The 14469-nt window shown below is 71.7% G+C and carries 14 protein-coding genes and 1 riboswitch; of the genes, 7 read left to right on the forward strand and 7 right to left on the reverse strand.

Annotated elements, in window-relative coordinates:
- Positions 1–8: 8 nt before the first annotated feature.
- Genes ACTHMF_RS08255 through ACTHMF_RS08265 form a run of 3 tightly spaced genes read right to left on the reverse strand, consistent with a single transcriptional unit; the run spans position 9 to position 2784 of the window.
- On the reverse strand, positions 9–920 hold the full coding sequence (locus tag ACTHMF_RS08255; RefSeq protein WP_440317049.1) for a 1-phosphofructokinase family hexose kinase: 912 nt from the start codon (positions 918–920) through the stop codon (positions 9–11).
- Entirely contained in the window at positions 917–1891 is a 975-nt protein-coding gene (locus ACTHMF_RS08260; protein WP_440317050.1) for an ROK family protein, read from the reverse strand. Before ACTHMF_RS08260 ends, ACTHMF_RS08255 begins: the two co-directional genes overlap by 4 nt.
- Positions 1888–2784, reverse strand: coding sequence for an SIS domain-containing protein (locus tag ACTHMF_RS08265; RefSeq protein WP_440317083.1), 897 nt, complete (start codon positions 2782–2784; stop codon positions 1888–1890). Before ACTHMF_RS08265 ends, ACTHMF_RS08260 begins: the two co-directional genes overlap by 4 nt.
- 358 nt (positions 2785–3142) lie before the next feature.
- Here ACTHMF_RS08265 and ACTHMF_RS08270 point away from each other — a divergent pair, with 358 nt between their 5' ends.
- The 4 genes from ACTHMF_RS08270 (at position 3143) to ACTHMF_RS08285 (ending at position 7597) form a co-directional block, all read left to right on the forward strand.
- On the forward strand, positions 3143–4384 hold the full coding sequence (locus ACTHMF_RS08270) for an extracellular solute-binding protein (protein ID WP_314148180.1): 1242 nt from the start codon (positions 3143–3145) through the stop codon (positions 4382–4384).
- Positions 4385–4392: 8 nt separating this feature from the next.
- Entirely contained in the window at positions 4393–5349 is a 957-nt protein-coding gene (locus ACTHMF_RS08275; protein WP_440317051.1) for a carbohydrate ABC transporter permease, read from the forward strand.
- Entirely contained in the window at positions 5346–6242 is an 897-nt protein-coding gene (locus tag ACTHMF_RS08280) for a carbohydrate ABC transporter permease (protein ID WP_440317052.1), read from the forward strand. The genes ACTHMF_RS08275 and ACTHMF_RS08280 overlap by 4 nt, the downstream gene beginning before the upstream one ends.
- A 110-nt stretch (positions 6243–6352) precedes the next feature.
- Positions 6353–7597: a mannosyltransferase family protein gene (locus ACTHMF_RS08285; protein ID WP_440317053.1), complete on the forward strand. Its 1245-nt coding sequence runs from the start codon at positions 6353–6355 to the stop codon at positions 7595–7597.
- A 132-nt stretch (positions 7598–7729) separates the two neighbouring features.
- Here ACTHMF_RS08285 and ACTHMF_RS08290 read toward each other — a convergent pair whose 3' ends face one another.
- Positions 7730–9241, reverse strand: coding sequence for a beta-N-acetylhexosaminidase (locus ACTHMF_RS08290; RefSeq protein ID WP_440317054.1), 1512 nt, complete (start codon positions 9239–9241; stop codon positions 7730–7732).
- A 146-nt stretch (positions 9242–9387) separates the two neighbouring features.
- Positions 9388–9486, forward strand: a riboswitch (ZMP/ZTP riboswitch).
- Positions 9487–9520: 34 nt separating this feature from the next.
- Between ACTHMF_RS08290 and glyA the strand changes: the two genes are divergently transcribed.
- The 3 genes from glyA (at position 9521) to ACTHMF_RS08305 (ending at position 12303) form a co-directional block, all read left to right on the forward strand.
- The gene (gene glyA, locus ACTHMF_RS08295; RefSeq protein WP_440317055.1) at positions 9521–10846 is read left to right on the forward strand and encodes a serine hydroxymethyltransferase; all 1326 of its coding nucleotides are present in this window, start codon (positions 9521–9523) and stop codon (positions 10844–10846) included.
- Between the two features lie 93 nt (positions 10847–10939).
- Positions 10940–11821, forward strand: coding sequence for a bifunctional methylenetetrahydrofolate dehydrogenase/methenyltetrahydrofolate cyclohydrolase (locus ACTHMF_RS08300; protein ID WP_440317056.1), 882 nt, complete (start codon positions 10940–10942; stop codon positions 11819–11821).
- The gene (locus tag ACTHMF_RS08305; protein ID WP_440317057.1) at positions 11818–12303 is read left to right on the forward strand and encodes a YbaK/EbsC family protein; all 486 of its coding nucleotides are present in this window, start codon (positions 11818–11820) and stop codon (positions 12301–12303) included. Before ACTHMF_RS08300 ends, ACTHMF_RS08305 begins: the two co-directional genes overlap by 4 nt.
- Positions 12304–12422: 119 nt before the next feature.
- Here the strand turns inward: ACTHMF_RS08305 and ACTHMF_RS08310 are convergent, their stop codons facing one another.
- The 3 genes from ACTHMF_RS08310 to ACTHMF_RS08320 form a co-directional block, all read right to left on the reverse strand.
- Complete coding sequence (locus tag ACTHMF_RS08310) at positions 12423–12935, reverse strand: gamma carbonic anhydrase family protein (RefSeq protein WP_440317058.1); 513 nt, start codon at positions 12933–12935, stop codon at positions 12423–12425.
- Between the two features lie 17 nt (positions 12936–12952).
- A complete protein-coding gene (locus ACTHMF_RS08315) occupies positions 12953–13558 on the reverse strand; it encodes a hypothetical protein (protein ID WP_440317059.1) in 606 nt (201 codons plus the stop codon).
- A 109-nt stretch (positions 13559–13667) separates the two neighbouring features.
- A complete protein-coding gene (locus tag ACTHMF_RS08320) occupies positions 13668–14462 on the reverse strand; it encodes an MBL fold metallo-hydrolase (protein WP_440317060.1) in 795 nt (264 codons plus the stop codon).
- Positions 14463–14469 lie beyond the last annotated feature (7 nt).

The raw sequence follows: 14469 nt of genomic DNA on the forward strand, positions 1-14469 counted from the left end.
TCCGGTTCTCAGACGGTCACGAGGCGGGACTCGAGGTCGGCGTAGCCGGGGTCGAGCTCGCCGGCGAGCGGGGCGAGGACGGCCGCGGCCGACCAGGCGGTCGCGCGGCGCAGCAGGCGCTCGGGGTCGTCGACCCCGGCGGCGAGCAGGGACGCGACGGCGGCGACGGCGGCGTCTCCCGCGCCGGTCGCGTTGCCGCTCAGCGGTTCGGGCAGCCGGACGGCGATCGGCTCGGCGCCGGGGGCGACGGCGAGCATCCCGTCGGCGCCGAGGGAGACGAGCACCAGCCCGGCGCCGGCGTCGAGCAGCGTGCGGGCCCCGGTCACCGGGTCGTCCCCGCCGACCGTGTCCGCCAGCTCCCTGCGGTTCGGCTTGAGCACGCTCGCCCCGGCCTCCGCCGCGAGCAGCAGGGCCCTGCCGGTCGCGTCGATCACGCTCGGGACGCCGCGGCGGCGGGCGATGGCGACGAGCTCCGCGTAGAAGCCGTCCGGCGCCTCGGGGGGCAGGCTGCCGGAGCCGACGATGGTCGCCGCGGGGATCGCGAGCCGCTCGGCGGCGTCGTGCAGCGCCTTCCACTCGCTCGTGCCGAGCGGCTCGCCGGTCTCGTTGAAGATCGTCGTCTCGCCGGCGGCCTCGTCCACGATCGCGACGCTGCTGCGGGTGGCGGCGGCCACGGGGACGACCTCGGACGGCAGGCCGTCCGCCTCCAGGTCCTGCGCGAGCCGCAGCCCGGACGCGCCGCCCGCGGTGGTCAGCGCGAACGCCGCACCGCCGGTCTGCGCGATCACGCGCGCGACGTTGAGGCCCTTGCCGCCCGCACGCGCCGCGGGGGCGCGCACGCGGTGGGTCTCGCCCGGCTCCAGGGCGGCGACGCGGTAGGTCAGGTCGATGGCCGGGTTGGGGGTCACGGTCAGGATCATGACGCGTCCTCCGAGACGGTCGAGGCGAGCAGGTCCCTGGCACGCAGCGCCGCGCCGATGACACCGGCGTTCTCGCCGATGCTGGCGGGCAGCAGCGCGGGGCGGCGGTGAAAGGTGAGGATGGCGTCGAGCTTCTCGGCGAGCGGGACGAACAGCGCGTCGCCCGCCTGCGAGAGGCCGCCGCCGATGACGATCGCCTCGGGTGCGAGCAGCGCGACGGTGTGCGAAAGGCCGAGCGCGAGGGCGTCCAGCGCGCTCTCCCACACCTCCGCGGCCCCCGGGTCGCCGGCCTTGGCCCGCTCGAGTACCTCGCGCGCCCCGGGCACGGGGACGCCGGAGAGCGCGGTGTAGCGCCGGGCGATCGCGGCGGCGGAGGCGACGGCCTCCAGGCAGCCGCGGCCGCCGCACGCGCAGGCGGGTCCCTCTGCCACGCGCGAGTGGCCGATCTCGCCGGCCATGCCGCCGCCGGTGTGCAGGTGGCCGTCGACGAAGATCGCGCCGGCGATCCCGGTGCCGATCGCCAGCACGATGACGTCGCGGTACGGCGCTGCGGCGCCGAGCCGGTACTCGGCCTCGCCCGCGCCGCGGACGTCGTGGCTGAACGAGACCGGGACGCCGAGGGCCTCGGAGGCGCGGTCGCGGAAGGGGTAGTCCTGCCAGCCCAGGTTCTCCGCGAAGACGCCGATGCCGGTGTCGTCGTCCACGTGGCCGGGCACGAGCAGTCCGGCGGCGGCGGGGCGGATGCCGGGATGCGTCTCGGCGAAGTGCGCGGCCAGCGCGGCGCCGGCGGCGACCACCGCCTCGCCGGTGCGCTCGCCGTCGAGCGGGGTCGGCCGGCGGACGACCTCGACGATGCCGCCGTCGGCGTCGATGAGCGCGGCCTTCATGTCGGTGCCGCCCACGTCGAATGCGAGGACCGGCTCTCCGCCGCCGAGCGGCGCGGGGGCGCTGGGGGAGGCGTGCGGGTTCACGACGACAGGATGACAGCTCGGGTGAGGGTGCGCGGGCGATCGGGGTCGAGCCCCGCCCGGCGTGCGCGGGCGAGCGCGACGCGCTGCGCACGGACGAGGTCGGCCATCCCGTCGATCGGGGCGTCCTCGAAGCGCGCCCCGGTCGCGGCGACCTCCGCGGGGAGGCCGGCGGGAGCCGCGCCGAGCATCCAGGTGACCCGGCCGGGCGCCGCGATGGCGATCGGGCCGTGGCGGTACTCCTTGGCCGGGTAGGACTCGGTCCAGGACTGCGACGCCTCGCGCATCTTCAGCGCCGCCTCGTGCGCCAGGCCGACGGTCCAGCCGGCGCCGAGGAAGGTGTACTGGTCGGCCCCGACGAGCGCGTCGTCGATGTCCTCCTCGACGGCGGCGCGCGCCTGCTCGATCGCGGGCCCGAGGTCCTCGCCCAGCGCCGCGCGCACCAGCGCGAGCGTCGTCGTCGCGAAGCGCGTCTGCACGACCGAGCGCTCGTCCGCGAACGGGAGCAGGATCGCGTCGTCCACCAGGTCGACCAGGGGAGTCGCCGGGTCGCCGACGATGCCGACCGTGCGGGCCGTGCCGCCGGAGGCGCGCAGCGCGTCCAGCAGTTCGAGGACCTCGGTGGTGGTCCCGGAGCGGGTGATCGCGACGACGGCGTCGTAGCCGCGGTCGCGGAAGGCCGCGTCGCCGACGAGCGCCTCGGAGGCCGCGAACGCGTCGGTCACGCCCTGGTCGGCCGCCTCGCGCGCCGCCGCGTAGGACTGGGCCATGAACCACGAGGTGCCGCAGCCGACGACGGCGATGCGCTCCCCGGCGGCGGGGAGCAGGGCCTGCTCGGCCGTGAGGCCGGCGGCGCGCGCCCAGGTGTCCGGCTGCGACCGGAGCTCGTCCTCCATGTGGCCGCCGGGCACCGGGCCCGTGCGGGATTCGTCGGTCACTGCTCAACTCCTCGATCTCGTCCGCGGTGGTCACCTCAATGATTGCTTATGAGCGATATCCGTGTCCAGTGATCATCTTCAATCGTTTTGCCCCGGGACCCGCGGAATCCCGCGGCGTCGTGTAAATCCCAGGTAACGATTCGCGGGCGACTGCTTGACGCACCGCGCGCAATACGCAATTATTCGAGCATCCAGTGAGTGCAAGTGATTGTTTTTGTGTGAAACAAATCACGAAGCATCAACAGCTACGCATCGTCGCGCAGAACAGCACCATCTTCAGCGGCGGTTCGTGATCCTTCGAGAGTGAGGAAAGTCGATGAAGAAGTCTCTGCGGTGGGGGGCCGCCGTCGCGACCGCGGCGGTCGCATCCCTGACGCTCGCCTCCTGCGGGTTCAGCGGCGGGTCGGGCGGATCGACAGGCGGGGCCCAGACGCTCGACCTGATGGTGGCCAGCTACTCCGACAACACCAAGGCCGAGTGGCAGCAGATCATCAAGGACTTCGAGGCCAAGAACAGCGGCATCACGGTCAACCTGGACGTCGAGTCCTGGACCGACATCAACAACGTCATCAAGACCCGCGTGCAGGCGGGCAAGCAGCCCGACATCCTGAACATCGACGCGTTCGCCGGATTCGCCTCCGACGACCTGCTCTACCCGGCGAAGGACATCGTCTCCCAGGGCACCATCGACGACTTCCAGCCCGCGTTCGTCAAGAACGCGAGCATCGACGGCACCCAGTACGGCCTGCCGTTCATCGCCTCGGCCCGCGCGCTGTTCTACAACAAGGACCTGTTCCAGAAGGCCGGCCTGACCGAGCCGCCGAAGACCTGGGCCGAGTTCGAGGCCGACGCCAAGAAGCTCAAGGACGCCGGCGTCACCGCCTACGGCATGCCGCTCGGTTCCGAGGAGGCGCAGGCCGAGACCGCGATCTGGTTCTACGGAGCGGGCGGCGGTTACGGCGACGAGAAGACGCTGACGATCGACAGCGCGGAGAACGTCGTCGGCGCGACCGAGATGCAGAAGATCATCAAGGACGGCCTGACCGAGGCGAACCCCGGCTCGACCAACCGCACGCCGCTGATGAACGTCTTCATCCAGGGCAAGATCGGCATGCAGATCGGCCTGCCGCCGATCGTCGGCCAGATCAAGGACAAGAACCCGTCGCTGAACTACGGCATCGCGCCGATCCCGACCAAGGACGGCTCCGCCTTCACGCTCGGCGTCGCCGACCACCTGATGGCGTTCAAGAACAAGACGGACAAGAAGGCGTCGATCAAGAAGTTCCTCGACTACTTCTACTCGGCCGACGTCTACTCCAAGTGGGTGACGGAGGAGGGCTTCCTGCCCACCACCAAGTCCGGCGCGGACAAGATGGCCTCCGACGAGACCATCAAGCCGTTCCTCGACCTGCTGCCGAGCGCCAAGTTCTACCCGTCCACGAACCCGAACTGGGCGACGGCTCAGGGCGCGATCCAGAGCCAGATCGGCCAGCTCGGTCAGGGCGCCGACCCGTCCACGCTGCTGAAGTCCATCCAGGCGAAGGCCACCGGGCAGTAACGCACAGCATGAGTCGGACCATCGAAACGACCACGACGGGGGCGGCCACCGGCCGTCCCCGTCGCGGGGCGCCGCGCGCGGGGCACGGCAACTCCACGACCCTGTGGAACGCCGTCCCGTGGACGCTGCCCGCGCTCATCCTGATCTTCGGCGTCGTGCTGTTCCCCGCCGGCTACATGATCTTCAACTCGACCAGGCGGATCTCCGTCGCCGGCGTCGACCACGGATCGGTCGGCCTGCAGAACTACCTCACGGTGCTCTCCCGCCCGGAGATCCCCGGCATCCTGCTCAACACCGTCGTCTGGGTGGTCTCCGTCGTCGTGATCACCGTGGTGATCTCGCTCGCCCTCGCGCAGTTCCTCGACAAGAACTTCCCCGGCCGGCGCTGGGTGCGGATGGCCATCATCGTCCCGTGGGCGGCCAGCGTCGTGATGACCACGACCGTCTTCGTCTACGGGCTCGACCCGTTCTACGGGATCATCAATAAGTTCCTGGTGGACATCCACGTGCTCGCCGAGCCGTTCGGCTTCACCAAGGAGCCGGTGCCCGCGTTCCTCTCCTCGATCGCGATCGCGGTGTTCGTGTCGCTGCCGTTCACCACCTACACGATCCTCGCCGGGCTGGCCGGCATCCCGGGCGACATGCTCGAGGCCGCGCGGGTGGACGGCGCAGGCGCGGCGCGCGCGTACTTCTCGGTGACGCTCCCGAACCTCCGTCCCGCGATCGCGCTCGCGAGCCTGATCAACATCATCAACGTGTTCAACTCGCTGCCGATCCTGAAGCTGATGACCGGCGCCATCCCCGGCTACAAGGCGGACACCACGACGACCTACGTCTTCAAGCTGCTCCAGAACGAGCAGCGCATCGACCTCTCCAGCGCGCTCAGTGTGATCAACTTCCTGATCGTGCTCGTGGTCGTGGCCCTCTACCTGTGGATCGTCAAGCCGATGAAGGAGGTCTCGTGACCGCTCCGGCCCCCTCCCTCGTCGCCGGTGCGCCCGAGCCGCGCCGCCGCCGTTCCCGCGCCTCCGGTTCCGGCGGCCGCACGGTCGCCAAGGTGATCGCCGGGATCGTGATCGCGCTGGTCTTCATCGCGCCCTACCTGATCATGCTGGTCGGCTCGTTCAAGAGCAGGGACAACATCCTCGCGGTGCCCCCGACCTACCTGCCGACGCAGTGGCACCCGGAGAACTACCTCACGATGTGGTCGACGCCGGAGACTCCGCTCCCGCTGAACCTCATCTCGACCATCGTGATCTCGGTCTTCGCGACCGTGCTCGTGCTGGTGGTGTGCGTGCCCGCCGCGTACTACACGGCGCGGTTCCGGTTCCCCGGCCGCGGCGTGTTCCTGTTCCTGGTGATCGTGACGCAGATGCTCCAGCCGACCGTGCTCGCGACCGGTCTGTTCAAAGAGATGGTCGCGCTCGGGATCAACGACACCTGGCTCGCGATGATCCTCGTGAACGCCGCCTTCAACCTGGCCTTCGCGGTGTGGATCATGCACACCTTCTTCGCCGGGGTGCCGAAGGAGGTCGACGAGGCGGCGCAGCTCGACGGGGCCGGCAAGTGGACGGTGCTCTTCCGGGTGCAGCTCCCTCTGGTCTGGCCGGGGATCGTGACGGCCATCATCTACACGTTCGTCGCCTCCTGGAACGAGTTCGCGGCGAGCCTGGTGATCCTCTCCACGGACGCCAACCAGCCGCTCTCGGTGGCGCTGACGAAGTTCGTCGGCCAGTACGACGCGGCGTGGCAGTACGTCTTCGCCGTGTCCATCGTCGCGGTCATCCCTGTGGTGATCCTGTTCGCCCTCATCGAGAAGCGACTGGTCGGCGGGCTGACCGCCGGAAGCGTCAAGTAGCACGCCCCCGACCGCCGGAGGCACCCGTTCGTGTGGCGCGACGCGGGTGCCTCCCGGCACACATCCGGCGGGAGTCCCACGGGCGGGACACCGGGGTAGCATCGGTGTCGATGACGGCGGGCACCACACACTCCGTCCGCCCGGCGGACGACGCCGCGCGGCAGGGCGATGCCGCGCGCATCCGGCTCTTCGGGCGCGACGTGCGCTGGTGGGTCGCGATCCTCGGGATGTACGCCGCCTCGCGCGTGCTGACCACGATGCTCATGCTCGCGCTGTTCGTCGCCGAGCAGGCCGGGCATTGGGTGGGCGGCAGCCCGCTGTCCCATCCCACGTTCTTCACCTTCTCCGCCACCTGGGACGCGTCGTACTACCGGCGGATCGCGGAGGACGGCTACCCGACGACGCTGCCGGTCGATTCCGACGGCGACGTGCAGCAGAACCCGTGGGCGTTCCTCCCGCTCTACCCGCTGCTGGTGCGGGTGCTGATGACCGCCACCGGCCTCGGCTTCGCGCCGGCGGGCGTGCTGGTCGCGGCCGGCTTCGGTGCCGGTGCCGCCCTGATGCTCTACCGCGTCGTCGCCTCCCGCGTCGGGGCGACGAGCGGGTTCTGGGCGGCGGTGTTCTTCTGCTTCGGGCCGCTGTCGTTCGTGCTGCAGCTGGCGTACGCCGAGAGCCTGTTCTTCTTCCTGATGTTCGGCGCGCTCTACGCGATGATGTCCCGGCGGTACTGGGACGTCCTGCCGTTCGGCATCGCCGCCGCGTTCACGAAGCCGGGGGAGCTGGCGCTGCCGCTCGCGCTCGGGATCGTGTTCCTGGTCCGGCTGGTGCGCGCTCGCCGCGGCGCGGAGGCGTTCCCGCGGCGCGAGCGGGTCGCCATGATCGTGGTCGGCGCGCTGACCGCAGCGGCCGGGCTGGCGTGGCCGCTGATCGCCTCCGCGGTCACCGGGCACCCCGACGCCTACGTGGAGACCGAGCTGTCCTGGTGGACCGGGTTCATCGGCCGCGTGGCGTTCGTGCCGCTGACGCCGTGGTTCCTGTTCACCTGGCGCTATGCGAGCCTGGCCGGCGCGCTGCTGGTGATCGCGGTGATCGTCGGCTACGTCTGGCTGCTGCGCAGGCCCGGGATCAAGGCACTCGGCATCGAGGTGACCGCGTACGCCGCGAGCTACGCGCTCTACCTGTTCGCGGTGTTCCTGCCGCAGCAGAGCCTGTTCCGGCTGCTGCTTCCGCTCTCGCCGCTGGCCGGCGCCCCCGGCCTCACCCGCAACGTCCGGGCGCGGTCCATCGTGCTCGCCGTGTGCGTCGTGCTGCAGCCGGTCGCGCTGCTGCTGCTCTGGTTCCTCGGCTACCCCTGATCGCCGCCGCACGCTTTGGCGCACATGTGCGTTCTCGCACGGCTCCGGCCGACATTTGGCGCACATGTGCGTTCTCGCACGGCTCCGGCCCACATTTGGCGCAAATGTGGCGGCCGGGCGAGCGCGGGCGGGTCAGCCGGCCACGGGCTGCGGCCACGGGACGCCGTCGACGCGGCGGTAGCGGGTGCCGAGCGCGTCCCAGTGCTCGGCGAGGCTGCCGATCCGGTCCGCGAAGTCGGCGAAGTCCCGCGTGGACTGCACGTCCGCGGTGTCCTCCGGCGCGGGCGACCAGCCGATCTCGGCGACCGCCGCGAGGCGCGGGAACGCCATCTCCTCCGCGTCCTCGATGGTCGGGACCGTCTCGGTCCACAGCGGCGCCTCGACGCCCAGGATGTGCGCGTCGCCGAGGCCGGGCACGATCCGCGCCGGGTCCCACTCGAACGCGTCCCTGAGGCTGGTCGGGCCGTCCGCCCAGTCCTGGCCGAGACGGTCGCCCTCCTCGTAGGCGATGTCGAGGTAGGCGACGTCGGCCGGGGACATGATGACGGAGCCGCCGCGGCGCACGAACGAGAGCGTCTCCTCGGCGGCGTCCGCCCGCGGTGTGCGGAACGACCAGTACTGGCCCACGGTGCCCTCCGGGAGCCCGTCGCTCCTGCCCATCTCGTGCCAGCCGACCGGCGTCTTCCCGGTCTGCGCCACCAGCTCCGCCGCGCGGTCCACGAACCGGCGGAAGTCGGCCTCGTCGGTGCTCAGGCACTCGTCCCCGCCGATGTGCAGGAAGGGCCCCGGCGTCAGCCGCGCGACCTCGCGCAGCACGTCGCCGACGAAGCGGTCGGTGGTCTCGTCGTCGGTGAGCAGGGTGCTGAATCCCACGTCCGACCCGGTGTAGAGCGCGGGCGCGACGCCGTCGCGGTTCAGCTCCGGGTAGGAGGCGAGGGCCGCGTTGGTGTGGCCGGGCATGTCGATCTCCGGCACGACGGTCACGTGGCGCTCGGCCGCGTAGGCGACCAGCTCGCTGTAGTCGTCTGCGGTGTAGAAGCCGCCGCGACTCCCGTCGCTGCCGGTCGAGCCGCCGTGCTCGGTCAGGCGCGGCCAGGAGGCGATGTGGAGGCGCCAGCCCTGGTCGTCCGTCAGGTGCAGGTGCAGGTGGTTGATCTTCAGGAGCACGATGGCATCGATGAAGCGCTTCACGTCCTCGACGGGGAAGAAGTGGCGCGCGACGTCGAGCATCGCGCCGCGGTAGCTGAAGCGCGGGTGGTCCGTGATCCGCACGGCCGCGACGGTCAGCGGGTCGCCCTCGCACGCGGCGGGGACCAGCTGACGGAGGGTCTGCACTCCCCAGAACGCCCCGGCCGCGGTCGCCGCTCCGATGCGCACGCCCTCCGCCGCCACCTCCAGGATGTAGCCCTCCTCGCGCCGGCCGGCGGGGCCCTCGTCGTCGGCGACCACGATCGCGATGTCGCCGAACGCGGGCGGTTCGTGCACGACCTCCAACTCGCGGCTGCAGTCGGTGGCGAGCTCTGCGCGCAGCAGGCGGGCCACGGAGTCCGCCCCCGGGCCGGCGACGCTGATGCGGGCTCCGGGGGAGAGGGTGAACGGCGCGTCGCCGCTCTGCTCGATCTGCGCGGGACGGGGGACGACCACGGATGCTCCTAACGCGCTGAGAGACAGCCATTCGAGGATTCTGGTGGGACGGCCGACGCTGCCCGCCCGCTGGTCGGCCACCAGCGAGTATTGCAGGGGTCCTAACTAATGAGCAAGGGTTCGGGCGGCCCCGCCTTTGCTATGCTTGCTCACGTCGCGACTGGCGCTCAGATGGTCACCATCGGGGAGCGACAACGGTACCTCGAACGAACGGGTGGATTCGGCCGCGCGCCTGGGTCGATGCACAAGATATCCATCCCTGTTACGAAGGAGCCGATTGTGACCGACACCCTTCCCTCGACATTCACCGCCCCGCTGGCGGAGGTCGACCCGGAGATCGCGGAGGTGCTGCAGCTCGAGCTCGGCCGCCAGCGCGACTACCTGGAGATGATCGCCTCCGAGCACTTCGTGCCCCGCGCGGTGCTCGAAGCCGTCGGCTCGGTGCTCACCAACAAGTACGCCGAGGGCTACCCCGGCCGCCGCTACTACGGCGGCTGCGAGTACGTCGACGTCGCGGAGCAGCTGGCGATCGACCGGGCGAAGAGCCTGTTCGGCGCCGAGTACGCGAACGTCCAGCCGCACTCCGGCGCGTCGGCGAACGCCGCCGTCCTGTCGGCGATCGCGACGCCCGGCGACACCATCCTCGGCCTGGAGCTGGCGCACGGCGGCCACCTCACGCACGGGATGAAGCTGAACTTCTCCGGCAAGCTCTACAACGCCGTCTCCTACGGCGTCGACCCCGAGTCCTTCCTCGTCGACATGAACGTGGTGCGCGACAAGGCGATCGAGCACAAGCCGCAGGTGATCATCGCCGGCTGGTCCGCCTACCCGCGCCAGCTGGACTTCGCCGCGTTCCGCGAGATCGCGGACGAGGTCGGCGCCAAGCTCTGGGTGGACATGGCGCACTTCGCCGGTCTGGTCGCCGCCGGGCTGCACCCGTCGCCCGTCCCGTACGCCGACGTGGTCAGCTCGACCGTGCACAAGACGATCGGCGGCCCGCGCTCCGGCTTCATCGTGAGTCGTGACACCGAGCTCGCGAAGAAGCTCAACTCCAACGTGTTCCCCGGCCAGCAGGGCGGCCCGCTGATGCACGTGATCGCCGCCAAGGCGACCGCGTTCAAGCTCGCGGCGACCGCGGAGTTCAAGGACCGCCAAGAGCGCACCATCCGCGGTGCGAAGCTGCTCGCCGAGCGCCTCACCGCCGACGACTCCCGCGCCGCCGGCGTGGACGTCCTCACGGGTGGCACCGACGTGCACCTGGTGCTCGCCGACCTCCGCACGTCGGAGCTGGACGGCCAGCAGGCCGAGGACGTGCTGCACGAGGTGGGCATCACCGTCAACCGCAACGCCGTCCCGTTCGACCCGCGCCCGCCGATGGTGACCTCCGGTCTGCGCATCGGGACGCCGGCGCTCGCGACCCGCGGCTTCGGCGACGCCGAGTTCACCGAGGTGGCCGACATCATCGCGCTCGCGCTGCGCCCCGGCGCGGACACCAAGGCGCTGCGCGCCCGCGTGGACGCCCTGACCGCCGCGTTCCCGCTCTACCCCGGTCTGACGCCATCCGGCCAGGACGCGTTCCCGGTCGAGCTCCCCTCCTCGATCTGACCACCGCGACCACCCGAGTACGCAGAAAATCAGTCGAAAACCGTCGAGTACGCAGATGATCTGCGTACTCGACGGTCTGACAACGGAGGAATTGTGACTGCACGGATTCTGGACGGGAAGGCGACGGCCGCCGAGATCAAGGCGGAGCTGACCGAGCGCGTCGCGGCGCTCCGCGAGCGCGGCGTGGTACCCGGCCTCGGCACCATCCTGGTCGGCGACGACCCGGGTTCGCAGTGGTACGTCGCCGGCAAGCACCGCGACTGCGCCGAGGTGGGCATCGCCTCCATCCGCCGCGACCTGCCGGCGGACATCTCGCAGGCGGAGCTCGAGGCCGTCGTCGAGGAGCTGAACGCCGACCCGGACTGCACCGGCTTCATCGTGCAGCTGCCGCTGCCGGCGCACCTGGACACCGACGCCATCCTGGAGCTGGTCGACCCGGCCAAGGACGCCGACGGCCTGCACCCGACCAACCTCGGCCGGCTGGTGCTCAACGTGAACCGCCCGATCACCACTCCACTGCCCTGCACGCCGCGCGGCGTGATCGAGCTGATGCTGCGCCACGACATCGACCTGAAGGGCAAGGACGTCGTGGTCGTCGGCCGCGGCGTCACCGTCGGCCGCCCGATCGGCTCGCTGCTCACCCGCCGCGAGTTCAACGCGACCGTCACGCTCACCCACACCGGGACGAAGGACCTGGACGAGCACCTGCGCCGCGCGGACATCATCGTCGCCGCGGCAGGGGTCGCCGGTCTGGTCACCGCCGAGAACGTGAAGCCCGGCGCTGTCGTGCTCGACGTCGGCGTCAGCCGCATCGAGGACCCGGAGACCGGCAAGAGCCGCGTCGCGGGCGACGTCGCCGCGGACGTGGCCGAGGTCGCGTCCTGGGTGTCCCCGAACCCAGGCGGTGTCGGCCCGATGACCCGTGCGCTGCTGCTGCAGAACGTGGTCGAGTCCGCGGAGCGGTCGCTGGCATGAGCGACGCGGACCGCACGCATCCCGCCGTCGAGAAGGTCGAGGCGGCGCTGCTGGCCGCGGGCGTCGAGCCGCGGGTGCGCTGGTTCGAGACCCCGACCCCGACGGCGGTCTCCGCTGCCGCGGAGTTGGGCGTCGAGGTCGGCGCGATCGCGAACTCGCTGGTCTTCACGATCGACGGCGAGCCGCTGCTGGTGATGACCTCCGGCGCGCACCGCGTGGACACGGCCTTCCTCGGCGAGCGGCTCGGCGGCCGCATCCGCCGCGCCGACCCGGACACCGTGAAGGCCGCCACCGGCCAGACCATCGGCGGCGTCGCTCCGGTCGGGCACCCGTCGCCGCTGCGCACCGTCGTGGATGTGGAGCTGGCCGGCTACCCCGAGGTGTGGGCGGCCGCCGGCCACGCGCACACGGTCTTCCCGACCACCTTCCAGGAGCTCGTCCGCATCACCGGCGGCGACCCGGGCCCCGTCGCACCCGAGTAGGGTCGTTCCGTCCCGTCCCATCCCGTCCCGCTCGCGATTCGTCACGAATGGCGCGCACTCGTCACGAATCGCGCGCACTCGTCACGAATGGCGCGCATTCGTGACGAATCGACGGGGCGCTAAGAGGCGGGGTGCTCGGCCACGTGCGTCAGGTACGCGGACGCGTTGCGCAGGATGCCGGCGCGCTCGTCCTCCGTCAGCTCGCGGCGCACCTTGCCCGGCACGCCGGCGACGAGCGAGCCGGGCGGGATGACCGCGCCCTCCAGCACGACCGTCCCCGCCGCGAGCAGCGAGCCCGCGCCCACGACCGCGCCGTTCAGCACGGTCGCGTGCATCCCGACCAGGACGCCGTCCTCGATCGTGCAGCCGTGCAGTACCGCGTTGTGCCCGACCGAGACGTCCGATCCGATCGTCAGCGGGAAGCCGGCGTCCACGTGGCAGGACACGTTGTCCTGGATGTTGCTGCGCTCCCCGAGCACGATGTCCTCCGCCTCCGCGCGCAGCACCGCGTTGTACCAGACGCTCGATCCGGCGAGCAGGCGCACCCTCCCGGCGAGGACGGCGCCGGGGGCGACGAACGCGTCGTCGGCCAGCGTGGGGGTCGATCCGTCGGCGAGGGTCACGATGGTCATGGCTCTCACCCTACGGGTCATCCCGCGGAGGCGGGCACCCCGAGGTCGTACACGCCCGCCGTCGCGTGCGTGAGCGACGCGCGGGCGGCGGGGGAGGCTCCGGGCGCGACCAGGAGCAGGTTGCCGTAGCCGCTGACCGTCGCGCCCTCCGGCAGCGCCGCCTCCATCACCTTCGCCGAGACCGCGTCCGGCACCAGGTAGGCCTCGGCGGCCGCGCCCTTCCCGGCGACCCGGAGGGTCAGCGCGTGCGAGCGGAACCGGTCCGCCGTCGTGCACGCCGAACCGTGGACGCTGTCCGCTGGTCCGACGGCGCCGAGGAGGCACAGCCGCCCGCGTGCGTCCAGCGCCGCCCAGTACGTGCCTCCCGTGCCCGATTGCAGCAGGCGGGCGGTCCCGCGGTTCACGCCGCCGTCGCCGACGCCGGCCGTGTCGAACCCGTCGGGCAGCGCGTCCGCCGCGGTCGCCGCCCCGCCGAGGACGCCGAGGTCGTAGGTCGACGCCGCGCTCTCCGCCGTGCGCGGGGTGGAGCCCGCCTGCGCCGTCGCCGCGACGCCCACCCCGATGCCGCCGGCGGCGAGGAGCGCCACCACGCCGATGATCCCGATCCATGCGCCTCGCGCCATGATCATCACCCCCTGATCCGGCGGACCCCCCGACCCGCCGTCTTCCACGCTACGAGGATGCCTCCGCCGGGGCATCCGCCGGAAGACGGATCTTCGCGCGCGGCCCTGGTCAGTCCGCGACGACCACGAAGCGCTTGCGCACCACCCGCTCGCCGGGCGCCCCGGTCAGCTCGCCGAGGGCGTCCAGGACGCGGTCGAGGATGCGCGGCGGCAGCGCGAGCGGCAGCTCGTCCGGCTGGTCGAGCGTGCCGGGCGGGTAGACGACGCCGGGCGTCGACGACATCTCCACGTGCGCTCCGCGCAGCTCGCGCACCGGAGCGGTCGGGGCGTCCCTGAACCGGATCAGCCGCTCGATCGTGGCGCGGTACTGCGCGCGGTCGCGCACGTACAGGTGCCCGGGCAGGACCGTGTCCCCGGTGAACAGGATGCCGGTCGCCCTGTCGAAGAACGCGACGGCCGAGGGCTCGTGACCCGGCCCGCCGATCACGTCGACCGGCCGGCGGCCGAGGTCGAGCACCACCGTCTCGTCCGGCCAGCTGCGGAACCCGAAGCGCGCGATCACCTGCGCGGGCGTCGGCCCGACCACCGTCGTCCCCGGTCGTCCCGCGAGCAGCGCGTCGCCCGCGATGTGGTCGCCGTGCGCGTGGCTGTGCGCCACCAGCAGCGGGTACGGCCGGACGTACACCGCGGGGTTGCGGCGCAGCCACTCGGCGGTGAGCCGGTCGACGGTCGTGCGCAGCGGGAAGACGGCCTCGTCCGTCGTCGCCCCGGTGTCGATCAGCAGCGAGCGCTCCCGTCCGAACAGCAGGAACAGGAACGGCGCCTCCCAGTGCGAGCCCTTCGGCTGGCGCAGCTGCACCGTGTCGGCGTCCAGCCAGGTGATCTCGGGCTCCGGTGCGGTCATCCGCCCA

This window comes from Leifsonia sp. (assembly GCF_051955155.1).
In the GTDB taxonomy this organism is placed as follows: domain Bacteria; phylum Actinomycetota; class Actinomycetes; order Actinomycetales; family Microbacteriaceae; genus Leifsonia.

Excerpts from the sequence above, each read along its gene's own strand:
- ACTHMF_RS08315 (WP_440317059.1), bottom strand. The coding sequence starts at position 13,558 with ATGGCGCGAGGCGCATGGATCGGGATCATCGGCGTGGTGGCGCTCCTC.
- ACTHMF_RS08305 (WP_440317057.1), top strand. The coding sequence starts at position 11,818 with ATGAGCGACGCGGACCGCACGCATCCCGCCGTCGAGAAGGTCGAGGCG.
- ACTHMF_RS08265 (WP_440317083.1), bottom strand. The coding sequence starts at position 2,784 with ATGGAGGACGAGCTCCGGTCGCAGCCGGACACCTGGGCGCGCGCCGCC.
- ACTHMF_RS08310 (WP_440317058.1), bottom strand. The coding sequence starts at position 12,935 with ATGACCATCGTGACCCTCGCCGACGGATCGACCCCCACGCTGGCCGAC.
- ACTHMF_RS08275 (WP_440317051.1), top strand. The coding sequence starts at position 4,393 with ATGAGTCGGACCATCGAAACGACCACGACGGGGGCGGCCACCGGCCGT.
- ACTHMF_RS08285 (WP_440317053.1), top strand. The coding sequence starts at position 6,353 with ATGACGGCGGGCACCACACACTCCGTCCGCCCGGCGGACGACGCCGCG.
- ACTHMF_RS08320 (WP_440317060.1), bottom strand. The coding sequence starts at position 14,462 with ATGACCGCACCGGAGCCCGAGATCACCTGGCTGGACGCCGACACGGTG.
- ACTHMF_RS08255 (WP_440317049.1), bottom strand. The coding sequence starts at position 920 with ATGATCCTGACCGTGACCCCCAACCCGGCCATCGACCTGACCTACCGC.
- ACTHMF_RS08270 (WP_314148180.1), top strand. The coding sequence starts at position 3,143 with ATGAAGAAGTCTCTGCGGTGGGGGGCCGCCGTCGCGACCGCGGCGGTC.